General features: G+C 48.5%; 11 protein-coding genes. All 11 read right to left on the reverse strand.

Annotated elements, in window-relative coordinates; all coding sequences use genetic code 11:
• Nucleotides 1-16: 16 nt before the first annotated feature.
• Nucleotides 17-481, reverse strand: coding sequence for an NADH-quinone oxidoreductase subunit NuoE (gene nuoE, locus ICL07_RS04595; RefSeq protein WP_188086754.1), 465 nt, complete (start codon nucleotides 479-481; stop codon nucleotides 17-19).
• Nucleotides 482-580: 99 nt separating this feature from the next.
• A complete protein-coding gene (nuoC, locus tag ICL07_RS04600) occupies nucleotides 581-2,326 on the reverse strand; it encodes an NADH-quinone oxidoreductase subunit C/D (protein ID WP_188086755.1) in 1,746 nt (581 codons plus the stop codon).
• A gap of 89 nt (nucleotides 2,327-2,415) precedes the next feature.
• Nucleotides 2,416-3,054: an NADH-quinone oxidoreductase subunit B gene (locus ICL07_RS04605; RefSeq protein WP_188086756.1), complete on the reverse strand. Its 639-nt coding sequence runs from the start codon at nucleotides 3,052-3,054 to the stop codon at nucleotides 2,416-2,418.
• Nucleotides 3,055-3,098: 44 nt separating this feature from the next.
• Nucleotides 3,099-3,575 carry an NADH-quinone oxidoreductase subunit A gene (locus tag ICL07_RS04610; protein ID WP_223151747.1) on the reverse strand — a complete coding sequence of 159 codons (477 nt, stop codon included), beginning with the start codon at nucleotides 3,573-3,575 and terminating at the stop codon, nucleotides 3,099-3,101.
• A gap of 226 nt (nucleotides 3,576-3,801) precedes the next feature.
• Nucleotides 3,802-4,245, reverse strand: coding sequence for a CBS domain-containing protein (locus ICL07_RS04615; protein ID WP_188086757.1), 444 nt, complete (start codon nucleotides 4,243-4,245; stop codon nucleotides 3,802-3,804).
• A gap of 238 nt (nucleotides 4,246-4,483) precedes the next feature.
• Complete coding sequence (locus tag ICL07_RS04620; RefSeq protein ID WP_188086758.1) at nucleotides 4,484-6,181, reverse strand: GMC oxidoreductase; 1,698 nt, start codon at nucleotides 6,179-6,181, stop codon at nucleotides 4,484-4,486.
• A 100-nt stretch (nucleotides 6,182-6,281) separates the two neighbouring features.
• Entirely contained in the window at nucleotides 6,282-7,979 is a 1,698-nt protein-coding gene (locus ICL07_RS04625) for a GMC oxidoreductase (RefSeq protein WP_188086759.1), read from the reverse strand.
• An 82-nt stretch (nucleotides 7,980-8,061) separates the two neighbouring features.
• A complete protein-coding gene (locus ICL07_RS04630) occupies nucleotides 8,062-8,637 on the reverse strand; it encodes a gluconate 2-dehydrogenase subunit 3 family protein (RefSeq protein ID WP_188086760.1) in 576 nt (191 codons plus the stop codon).
• A 181-nt stretch (nucleotides 8,638-8,818) separates the two neighbouring features.
• Nucleotides 8,819-9,568 (reverse strand): L,D-transpeptidase family protein, encoded by a 750-nt coding sequence (locus ICL07_RS04635; protein ID WP_188086761.1) that lies wholly within the window; start codon nucleotides 9,566-9,568, stop codon nucleotides 8,819-8,821.
• Nucleotides 9,569-9,843: 275 nt separating this feature from the next.
• The gene (locus tag ICL07_RS04640; protein ID WP_188086762.1) at nucleotides 9,844-10,659 is read right to left on the reverse strand and encodes a hypothetical protein; all 816 of its coding nucleotides are present in this window, start codon (nucleotides 10,657-10,659) and stop codon (nucleotides 9,844-9,846) included.
• A 552-nt stretch (nucleotides 10,660-11,211) separates the two neighbouring features.
• Nucleotides 11,212-12,339, reverse strand: a complete 1,128-nt coding sequence (gene hppD / locus ICL07_RS04645; protein ID WP_188086763.1) for a 4-hydroxyphenylpyruvate dioxygenase — start codon at nucleotides 12,337-12,339, stop codon at nucleotides 11,212-11,214.
• Nucleotides 12,340-12,394 lie beyond the last annotated feature (55 nt).

The following is a 12,394-nucleotide window of genomic DNA, read 5'->3' on the forward strand; positions in this document are numbered from 1 at the left end:
CGTATATCAGTTTGGGTTAGTCGTATTTTTCCAGTATTTGTTCCAGGTCTTCCGGCTTCAGGTCCCGGTACAGGTCATCGTCTACCATCAGCGCCGGCGCATGATCGCAGGTCCCCAGGCAAGCATTGGGCAGCAGGGTAAAGCGATCGTCAGCGGTGGTTTGCCCATAGCCAACCAGTAGTATTTCGTGCAGTCGTTGCCGTAAAGCCGTAAACCCCATCACATAACAGCTGATACTATCGCATAACAGGATCACATGGCGGCCAACGGGCTGGCGGAAGATGAGGTTGTAAAAAGTAGCCACGCTATCTACTTCCGCCGTGCTCATTTCCAGTATGGCGGCAATATCTGCCACGCTCTCATCCGATATCCAGCGCCGCTCCTGCTGCACAATTTTCAGTGCTTCAATGCAGGCAGCCTTTTTTACAGGTACCTGCCGGAGTTCGTGTGTGATTTTTTCTATTTCGATAGCGGACAACATATCATTTACGGATTTTGATATTTTGATATTTTTGTTTTGTTAGCACATGCCTTTCGTTACTGAAATATTTAAATATTAGAATGATTAAATAATCAAATTTTACCGGTCGATATCCGCCAGCACATAGTCCATTCCACCCAGTATCGATAACAGATCGGCCACCGTATAACCCTTACTGATCAACGGTATCATCTGCATATGCGGGAATGAGGGGGTGCGGATATGTGTACGGTAGGAAGCGGTATTACCATCGCTAATGAGGTAATAACTGTTCCATCCTTTGGTGGCTTCCGTACATACCATGGCCTCTCCCGGCGGAATAACCGGTCCCCAGCTGACGTTAAGAAAATGGTGTATGAGCGTTTCGATGTCGTGCATGGTATGTTGTTTCACGGGCGGGGTAGCCAACGGGTGGTGCGACTTAAAATCGCCGGCAGGCATATATTCCAGGCACTGCTGTACAATGCGGAGGCTCTGTCTCATTTCTTCCACCCGTACTACCGCGCGGTCGTAACAATCACCATTGTGGGCGACCGGGATCTCGAAAGCAAAGTTTTCGTAGCCGCCATAGGGTCTTTTCTTGCGCATATCCCATTCCAGGCCGCAGGCACGCAGCCCCGGGCCGGTAACGCCCCACTCTATGGCTTCTTCGAGCGTATAGATACCAATACCTTTTGTACGTACTTTAAAGAGATAGTTTTTCATCACCATCTTATCGTATTCGCGCAGTTTGCGCGGGAAATAGTCGATGAAGTTTTTCACCAGGGTATCCCAGCCTTTGGGCAGGTCCTGCGCTACACCGCCAATGCGGAACCAGTTGGGGTGCATGCGGCCGCCGCAGATGGCCTCGATGATTTCAAATACCCTTTCCCTGTCGGTGAACATATAGAAGACGGGCGATAGCTGGCCCAGATCCTGCGCGAAGGTGCCATACCATACTAGGTGGCTGGCTATGCGGAACAGTTCGCACAGCATAATGCGGATCACCTGCGCCCTCAGCGGTACGTCGATACCACCGAGCTTTTCCACCGCCAGCAGGTAAGCCAGGTTGTTGTTCACTCCGCCGAGGTAATCAATACGATCGGTGTAGGGAATGTAGGTGTGCCAGGACTGCCGTTCCGCCATTTTCTCCGCTCCCCGATGGTGGAAGCCGATATCCGGTACCGCGTCGATGATGTTTTCGCCATCCAGTTGCAGGATAATACGTAATACTCCATGGGTACCCGGGTGTTGGGGACCGATGTTAAGGAACATAAAATCCGCATCTTCGCTATGGCGTTTCAGTCCCCATTCTTCGGGGCGGAACTGCATAGCGTGCTGTTCGCGGTCTACTTTATCATCAAAGAGTTTAAAAGGTCCCATTTCGGTAGCGCGGGCGGGGTGTTCCTTACGGAGGGGGTAACCTTCCCAGGTACGGGGCATCAGGATACGTTGCAGGTGCGGGTGACCATTAAAGCGGATGCCAAACATATCGTATACTTCTCTTTCGTACCAGTTGGCAGCGGGCCATATATGCGTGATGGTGTCGTGGGTAGGGAATTCACCGTGGAGGCCTGTTTTCAGGCGCAGGAACTCATTTCTTTCAAAGGAAAAGAGGGTGTATACCAGGGTAAAATCGTAGGGCTTGTGGCCGTTCTGCTCTTTTTTGTACGCACGCTCATCGATGGCCGTCAGGTCATAGAGCATACGAAAGGGCATGTTTATATCGGATTTAAGGTATTGGAGGATGGCCACAACTTTCTCCCGTGGCGTCCTGATGGTGGGCGTCTCATCCCGTGTGAGCAGTGTGATGACGGCGTCTTCGCCGAAACGGGCGCTGATTTCCTCCGTAACTGTGATGGGCATGATGGTTGCTGATTCAGCTGATTATTTTGATGCTTATCGATTGTTTATCCTGGTCTTATTTTCATATATCCGTTACTGTTAGTTTTATTTTATATTTCGTCAGGTGTTTTGAATTGTGTCATTTGTTGCCTGTGATCGTGTAACCGTTCCCGTTGTGACGGCATTTCGGGGCGTATCACGCCATGGTCGCCGATTACCCAGCTGAGCGGTCTTTGTTCTTTGCCTACACTATCCTGCAGCAGTAGCAGTCCCTGCATAAAAGCGTCGGGTCTGGGCGGGCATCCCGGTACATATACATCTACCGGCAGGAATTTATCCACGCCCTGTACTACGCTGTAGATATCGTACATACCGCCTGAATTGGCGCAGGAACCCATGGAGATCACCCAGCGGGGCTCCATCATTTGTTCATGCAGGCGTTGGATAACGGGGGCCATTTTAATGAATACGGTGCCGGCGATGATCATAACATCGGCTTCACGGGGAGTACCGCGAATCACTTCCGCGCCGAAGCGGGCGAGGTCGTATTTGGGAGTCATAGCGGTAGCCATTTCCACGAAGCAGCAAGATAGTCCGAAGTGAAAGGGCCACATGGAGTTTTTCCGGCCCCATCCGAGGAGGCGTTCTACGCTGGAGAACAGCACACTTTGCTGCACTACGTCTTCCATAGACGTATTACCAGCTACTTTACCAGTGGGGTCCCCGGCTTTTGTTAACCACCATTTCATAATGCAGGTGTTACTGTTGAACAATGAGCACGGAGCATACGGTGTTACATCATGGCCTGTTGTTGTTGAAGCGGCGTAACAGCATCGTTGTGAGCCAGGCTTTCCTTTTTACGTTTCTTGTATGCGCGTAAAATTTTCCGGCCATCCGGACCGAAGTCCAGCGCACCATTCCGCCACTCGTAAATCAATACGGCCAGGAGAATAACGATAAATACGGATACGCCTGCGAAGCCTACCCATCCCACTTCCTGGTAGGCGATAGCCCAGGAAATGATCATCACTGTTTCAATGTCAAAAATGACAAACAGCATCGCAATCAGGTAGAATTGGGAAGGGAAACGAAGTCGTGCAGAGCCTGTGGAAACGATACCGGATTCATATGCTTCACCGGTAGCACGGTCTTTATGGCGCTGACCAAGCACATACGACAGCGCGAGTATGAGACTTACCAGTATCAATACAATGCCGCCATATGCTACAAATGGCCAAACAGGGATGGTATCATTAACAGCGCTTTGCAAGGTGTTCGCCCTCCCGAGCGATTACTTTAAAGTTCCGTTTATTATTACCAATCTTTTGAATCTGCTATCAGAGAATTGTGTCTTTGATCAAAACCGTTTTGGGGCAGGAAGAAAATATTGTTTCATAGTTAGTATCATAACGTCAGAAACCTCATAACGGTATAGGCTATATGCAATTTGAAATTACAAACAATCCGGCAAAAAAACAAAAATGATTTTCACTGAATCAGGTGTGCGTTCCGGATATATAACATTCCAGGCTGGTGATGATATGACGCTGGTCATCAATAATAAATTTCACCACGTCCCCAATAGAAATAAGCCCGATCAACCTTCCCTGTGCATCAGTTACCGGCAGGTGACGGATACGTTTGTCTGTCATCCTTACCATACAGTCTTCAATAGAATCATCTTCTGTAACAGTAATAGGACGTTCTGTCATAATTTCACGGATCAGTGTTTCCTTGGAAGCACGTCCTTTTAAAATAACTCTGCGGGCGTAATCCCGTTCAGAAAAAATCCCCAGGAATCTTTCATTTTCGTCTACAACAGTGAGCGCCCCCACATTACGGTCAACGAGCATTTGCAGGGCTTCAAAAACGGTGTTGTCCGGACGGATAGAGTAAACTGCATGACCCTTGCCCTGCAGGATATTACGTACTGTTCCCATGGCAAGCCAATTTTAGAAGTTAGAAAATATGAAAAACCAGTTTACCTAAGTTAAGCAATTAAACCGGTAAAATCAAGCAGTATTCCAATCGCCTTGCTGTGCACGGATTTAGCGCGAAAGGGTGAAATACGGCTGCGGAGAGGGGGTTAATTGGCCCTCGTTCCCGGATTCCTTGGGGGCTAATAAAAAATCCCCGGAGGATGAACCGCTCCGGGGATTAAAATGTGGTAATATGTTTCTATATATTTCCTTTCTTCAGTTCACTTACTGCATGATCGCAGGCCCTTGCTGTGAGCGCCATGTAGGTGATAGACGGGTTCACACAGGAAGAGGATGTCATACAGGAACCATCTGTAATGAATACGTTCTGCGCAGCATGCACCTGGTTAAAACCATTGAGCACGGAGGTTTTCGGATCTCTGCCCATTCTGGCGGTGCCCATTTCATGGATACAGTGGCCCGGAGGCGGAGCGGAATCATAACCGTGTATATTTTTCAGGCCGGCAGCTTCCAGCATTTCCTTGGCGCTCTCCTGCATGTCTTTACGCATGGCCTTTTCGTTTTCCTTGAATTCGCAGTCAATATCCAGGGTAGCCAGACCGTACTTATCTTTTTTCTCTTTGTTGAGCGATACCTTGTTTTCAAAGTATGGCAGGTGTTCACCCCAGGAGCCAATACCCATGCCCCATTTACCGAGGCCGGTTTGTGCTTCTTTCAGAGCCGCGCCGATACCGTCGAAGCTTTCGCCCCGGCCTCTGCCGGCGCCACCCTGGTAACCGAAGCCACGTACATAATCTTTCTGTTTCGTTTGATCGTTTACGTTACGGAAGCGCGGAATGTAGATACCATTGGGCCTGCGGCCTGCACCATGATACTGGTCCTCAAAACCGTCGAATTCACCGCCGGCGCCTACGCCGAAGTGGTGGTCCATCAGGTTGTGGCCCAGCTGTCCGCTATCATTACCGAAACCGTTGGGGAAGCGGTCAGACACGGAATTGAGCATGATCCAGGAAGTGCCCAGTGTAGAGGCATTCAGGAAGATAATTTTAGCGTAGTATTCCACTGTTTCCAGGGTGTGAGCGTCCATTACACGGACACCGGTCGCTTTGCTGGTGTCTTTATCGTATAATACTTCCAGCACGATGGAATCCGGGCGCAGGGTGAGATTACCCGTAGCGGCGGCGGCCGGCAGGGTCACACCATTACTGCTGAAATAGCCGGTGAAAGGACAGCCGCGTGCGCAACGGTCGCGGAACTGGCACGGGCCACGGTTGTTGAGCCCTTTGGTCAGGTGGGCAGCACGACCGATGGTCATGATACGATCGTTGAATTTTTCCTTGATACGGGCAGCCACGTGTTTTTCCAGGCAGTTCATTTCCATCGGAGGCAGGAAAATGCCGTCCGGCAGTTGTGGTAACCCTTCTGCCTGTCCGCTTACACCGATGTATTTTTCTACGTAAGCATACCAGGGAGCGATGTCTTTGTATCGGATAGGCCAGTCTACCCCGTGCCCATCTTTTGCGTTGGCTTCAAAGTCGAGATCGCTCCAGCGGTATACCTGGCGGCCCCACATCAGGGAACGGCCCCCTACATGGTATCCGCGCAACCAGTTAAAGGGCTTTACTTCGTTGTAAGGGTTCTCTTTATCGTTTACCCAGAACTGCTGGGTAGCTTCATCAAATGCATAACAGCGGCTTTGAATGGGGTGGTTTTCCCGCATTTCATTGCTTGTCTGCAGCCGGTGTTTGAACTCCCAGGGGTCCATGGTGGCGGTGGTGTAGTCCTTGATGTGTTCTACATTACGGCCTCTTTCCAGCACCAGCGTTTTCAGTCCTTTCTCCGTCAGCTCTTTGGCAGCCCAGCCTCCGCTGATACCGGAGCCAACCACGATGGCATCGTAGGTATTTTCTTTAGTGGCTTTTATATTCAGGTTCATGATAAATTTCGTTAGTACGGGGTTTCAAAATTGAAATGCAGCGATACGAATCGCTGCATTTCTTTCCCTAAATTTTACTAAATCAAAAATTTCAACGTGCTTAGATATTTCCTTTCTTCAGTTCTTTCACAGCGTAGTCAGCAGCGCGTGCGGTGAGGGCCATGTAGGTGAGGGACGGGTTTACGCAGGCCGCGGAGGTCATGCAGGCGCCGTCTGTTACGAACACGTTTTTCACTGCGTGCATCTGGTTGAAGCCGTTGAGCACGGAAGTTTTAGGATCACGTCCCATACGGGCGGTACCCATTTCATGGATAGCCATACCCGGATAAGATCCGTTGTCGTATGTTTTCACGTTTTTGAGACCGGCGGCTTCCAGCATTTCGGCAGCGTCGTTCATCATATCTACGCGCATTTTCTTTTCGTTTTCCTTGAATTCGGCATCAAATTTCAGGACAGGCTGGCCCCATGCATCTTTTACGGAAGTGTCGAGAGTTACCTGGTTGTCTTCGTAAGGCAGACATTCACCGAAACCACCCAGACCCATACTCCATTGGCCGGGTTCGGTCAGCATTTCCTTGAAGTCTTTACCCACGCCCATCTCTGCGATACCACGGCTCCATCCGCCACGGCCGGCGCCGCCCTGGTAGCCGAAACCGCGCAGGTAGTCGCGTTTATCGTTACCGATGTTGCGGTAGCGGGGTACATAGATACCGTTGGCACGGCGACCGAAGAAGTATTTGTCGTCGTAACCTTCTGCAGTACCGGAAGCGCCTGTACGGAAGTGGTGGTCCATCAGGTATTTGCCCAGTACGCCACTGTCATTGCCGAGTCCGTTGGGGAAGCGGGAAGAAGTAGAGTTGAGCATCACGAAGGTGGAGCCCAGCGTAGAACCATTAATGAAGATGATTTTCGCGTAGTATTCCACCATTTCTTTGGTGTTTTTATCGATGACCCTTACACCGGTAGCTTTGCCTTGTTTTTCGTCGTAAATAACGGAGTTTACGATGGCATCCGGGTAGAGTGTCAGGTTACCGGTGGCCATCGCTGCCGGCAAGGTAGATGACTGGGTGCTGAAATAAGCGCCGAACGGACAACCGCGGCTGCACAGGTTACGGAACTGGCAGCTGCTACGGCCGGGCAGTGGCTGGGTGATGTTAGCCACACGGCCCATGGTGATGATACGGCCTTTATATTTGCCTTCGATGGCTTTTTTCACGTCTTTTTCCACACAGTTCATTTCCATCGCTGGCATGAACTGGCCATCGGGCAGCTGAGGAAGACCTTCCTTCTGGCCGCTGATACCTGCAAATTTCTCTACATAGTCGTACCAGGGGGCAATTTCTTTATAACGGATCGGCCAGTCAACGGCGATGCCGTCTTTCAGGTTGGCTTCAAAATCAATGTCGCTCCAGCGGTAGGACTGACGGCCCCACATGATGGATTTACCACCTACGATATCCGGACGGTACCAATCGAAGCGTTTTACTTCGTTATACGGACTTTGGGAATCGTTGATCCAGTATTTTTCGTTGTGTTCACTATACGGGTAGTCGCGGCTCAGTTTAGGATGCGTTTCGCGCTGGTCTACCGTAATACGGCCCCGGTGAGGGAACTCCCAGGGATCTTTGGTGGCTGTTTCGTAGTCTTTCACGTGTTCCAGTTTCTTGCCACGGTCCAGCATTAAAACCTTCAGTCCTTTTTCGGTGAGTTCTTTGGCAGCCCAGCCACCGCTGACACCGGAGCCGATAACGATCGCATCGTAGGTGTTCTGCTCCTGTGCTTTGATATTTAAGTTCATGGGAAGTCGTTGTGGTTTGAAAGAAAGAATACCGGCCGGCAAATATGCCAGCCATTCCAGTCAGGTTTAATCAGGGTGTTGATTAAACAGCCCAGGCTTTATCTCCTTTTTTGTAAGGAATGCAGCCTTCATACTTGCCAGGTACCGGCACATAGCGTAATGCCTGTGTAGCGCCTTCTTTGGACGTAAAATAGCCCAGCAGGGTCAGTTCCTTCAGGTACTGGAAGTAATGGGTAGGATCGCCTTCTTTTTTGTCTTTCCGTTTGTTGTACTCGACTCTTTCCTTGTCGATTTGGGTCAGCAGCTCGGTACGTTGTTCCGGAGTGATGTCCATGAAGCCTTTTTTGAACTGTTTCTGGCTGGCAGCGTCAATTTTTTTCAGGCCTTCGAGGAATACCTCCTGGTCGCTTTTTTTGTAGCAGTCGTTCATCATCACTACAATAAAATCATCTACCTTGGCAGCCTTCGCACCAGGAGTACTGGTGGTGGGTATGATGGTTTCCGCTATTTCTGCCAGCAACGCTTTGGTTTCAGGCTTGTGCAGATCATAATTTTTCGGAGCGGAACCTGTGCAGCTTTCTAATGCTGATAACGTGGAAGCGGAAATGGCAGTCCCCAACAAAATCGCCACATTCCTGATTGCGTCTCTTCTGTGCATAAATAGTTAATTGATTTGACCTTCGGACAAGTTTCAAAAAAAAAATCTAAAAAACAAATAGAATAATGATGAAATACGCTTGACAGTTGCCGGATTGTTGAAAAAAACGAAGATCCGGGCAATTTATTATATGCCCGGATCTTCGTTTTGCTGGTATGACTGGTCAGGAGCGGCTCCTGCCTTACATAATATATTTACCGCGGTCGTCTACCATCACTACCGGCAGACGGTGGTGTTTCTCAAAATAATCATAAGCTGTTTTCAGCTCTACCCAGAACTGCTGGGAGGAATTGTCTGTCAGCGAGAAATTGCCCAGATAGTCCACAGAACGGCTGTTACTGAATTTCACCGGGAATACGTGCACCGGGATAAAGTCCTGCCCGGCATTTTTGGCATTTACCGCCAGGATATACACTTCATCAATAAATTCGTTGGTCAGCGGAATACAACCTACGGTGATACAATCGCCATGGATATATATTTCACCGCCTGGTTTTTTCGGATCGCTCAGGATGCGGTCGGAAAAGTTGGGATAGTTGATACCGAGCGACAGGTGGTAATTGCTGTTCGGATTAAAATCGTTGATATAATAGAACCCTTCCGGTACCTGGCGATCGCCTTCTTTTCTTTTCGGGCCCATTTTACCGGACAAAGTACATACCCGGTAAGACTTAAACAGGCGAAAAGTGTCTGCCACACTGTTTTTTACCCAGATTTCCATTTCACTGTCCAGCTTGAACGAGCGGACAAAAATGTATTTAGCCGGATAAGTGAGGCCTTTTTTCGCAAATTCCTTCTTCAGCATTTCCTCTTTTTCCCGGTATGCCTCCCCTACTTTAGGGAACATTTTTTGGTTATCCAGGAAAGACTGTTGTGCTGACAGGGTACCTACCCCCAACAACAACATAACCAAAACAACAAGTCGCTTCATATCAGATTTTCACAAAATTTTAAGAATTACGCCAGATTTATGTAGGCAAGATAAAACAATAAGAATGATAAAATGAAATATATTACCATGCTTACTTTCCTGCTGGCTATCTTCAATATATAGTGATTACTTCCTTGATAGATCAGTATTGCGGTAAAAGCCTGAAAAATCCCTCCTAACAGAAACAGTATGCCAAACAGTGTTTGTAAGCTCATAAAAAACGAAACAGTGAGTAAATATATTGTTTCTGTAAAGTTACACGAATATTACGATCCTCAGAGCTTTGTCCATTCCAGTTTAACAGTTCCTTCGTCCATACCGTTGCGGAAGGTTCCTTTTACCGGGAATTTGCTGGCATTATAGGCGTAGGTAAAAGTGTGGGTATAGGCCTGGGAAGTGCGTGCACCGTTAACACTTTCAGACAGTACGTTGTGGGTGGACATGTTCGCCGGGGTAATATCGGTGAGATAAGCCAGTTCCGGGCAGAGCTGTTGCGGGTTCTGCTGGCGGTCGTAGGTATAGGTAGCGCTGGAGGTCAGCTGGAAGCTGGAATAACCGGGTACTTTACCGTAGTTGTCCATTTGGGTTACATCCCCGTCCTTATTCCAGGTATATTCCTGGTAACCGGTGATTTCCAGTTGTCTTTTTACCGGGTTGATGGTTTGGTGGTAGCGGGCGCTTATTTTACCGGTTGCGTTGTACACGAGGGAGTCCGTCATGTAAACGGCGTTGTTGCGGTAATAGTTGATGAATTGGAGCTGACCGTTGGCCGTGTAGCTGTAGGTAGCGTTCAGGTCGCCGGTAACAGCGTTGGCGTCATCTGTGGAGAACGTCTTTACCAGGCGGCCGTTTTCATATACCGGCAGTTGTATGCTCAGCCAGGAGTCGCGGCCTGACTGGTGAAGCCGGGTAATTTTACGCAATGTTTTGTCTGCGTTGTATTCGAAGGTAGTCTTCCCTGCCGGGGAGGAGATTTTAGACAGATAAGTAGCGCCGGGGGCATTATTATCTGTCCGGAAAGCGGTGGCAAAGGTCATGGATACTGCTAACAAAGCGCAGGTTGCCAGTTGAGTTTTTAGACGGTGTATCATGGTTTATAGATTTACATGTTTAAAATTAATAATATGTTTTAAAATACGCTAATCATATTAAAAATAATTATTCATAGTAAATAATAACAATATATATTGGCATAGGTATGAACTTCATTGAGTGGCCTCAATGCGGCATTACCTGCTTACGAAAGCACCGGGATCCGATTCCGATAATAATTGGAGTAAATGAAAGCCTTGTTGGCTTAGGCTAACCCTTTATTCGCAGTATCATTATTTTCAGGCGCTTGCCTGTGTTGCATTTCATCCGGCTGGTTCACTATGACTATTCCGTTTCTTCTTTTTCCGCTTCTCCCTAATAAAGACAGTTCAATATTGGCAATAGGTGCAGTTGGCAGCGAAAAAAATTTCGCGCCCGCAAGATACAGATACGTAACAACTTTATTATCAACATTATATTATCAAAATATGAATAAAAAAACCGCACCGCAAAAAAAGCGGTGCGGTGCAGGTGGCTGAATGTTGTAGCCTTCAGCAATGTAACGGGGGTTGTAACCAAAAACCGGGCAAGTTGGGTAAGGACCCAATACCTTATAAATTCCCGCGCAGGGCCTGTTCCCTTTCGATAGATTCAAACAGGGCTTTAAAGTTCCCTTTACCGAAAGACTGGGCGCCTTTACGCTGGATAATCTCGAAAAATACGGTCGGTCTGTCCTGGATAGGCTTGGTAAAGATCTGCAACAGGTATCCTTCATCATCGCGGTCTACCAGGATGCCGAGTTTACGCAGCGGTTCAATAGACTCATCAATTGAGCCTACCCTTTCCAGCAAGGTATCATAGTAGCTGGAAGGTACTGTCAGGAATTCTACGCCACGGGCCTGCAGGTCGGAAACGGTCTGGATAATATCGTTGGTAGCGATGGCTACGTGCTGCACGCCCGGGCCACCATAGAAATCCAGGTATTCTTCGATCTGCGATTTTTTCTTTCCTTCAGCAGGTTCATTGATCGGGAATTTCACACGGCCATTGCCATTGCTCATCACCTTACTCATAAGTGCCGAGTATTCTGTGGAGATATCGGCATCGTCGAAAGAGATCAGGTTTTTGAAGCCCATGACGCGCTCGTAGAAAGATACCCAGGTATTCATTTCGTTCCAGCCTACATTGCCCACACAATGGTCTACATACTGGAGCCCAGCGTCTTTCGGGTTGTAAGCGGTTTTCCATTCTTTGTAACCGGGCAGGAACGGACCCTTATAATTTTTACGCTCTATGAACAGGTGTACGGTATCACCATAAGTTTCAATACCGCTGCGTACCACTTCGCCGAATTCATCTTTTTCCACTACTGGTTCCATGTAAGGAGTAGCGCCACGTTTAACAGTTTCCTCGAAAGCCGAGCGGGCGTCATCTACCCAGAGTGCCAGTACTTTTACGCCATCGCCGTGTTTGGCAACGTGACGGGAGATATCGTTATCCGGCAACAGGGAGGTGGTGAGTACGAAACGCAGTTTGTTTTGTACCAGCACATAGGAAACGCGGTCTCTCACGCCGGTTTCAGGACCTGCGTAAGCCACGGACTGAAAACCGAAAGCGGTCTTATAGTAGTGGGCAGCCTGTTTGGCGTTTCCTACATAAAATTCAACATAATCAGTACCGTTCAATGGCAGAAAATCTTGACCGGTCAGGTTGGAAGCGTTTGCTACTGCGGTTTCCATAATTCAGTGTTTTAGATTTTTGTTGTTAAGTTGTTTTGGTGTTTTATCTGTTGAT

Source organism: Chitinophaga qingshengii, from assembly GCF_014529935.1.
In the GTDB taxonomy this organism is placed as follows: Bacteria; Bacteroidota; Bacteroidia; order Chitinophagales; family Chitinophagaceae; genus Chitinophaga; species Chitinophaga qingshengii.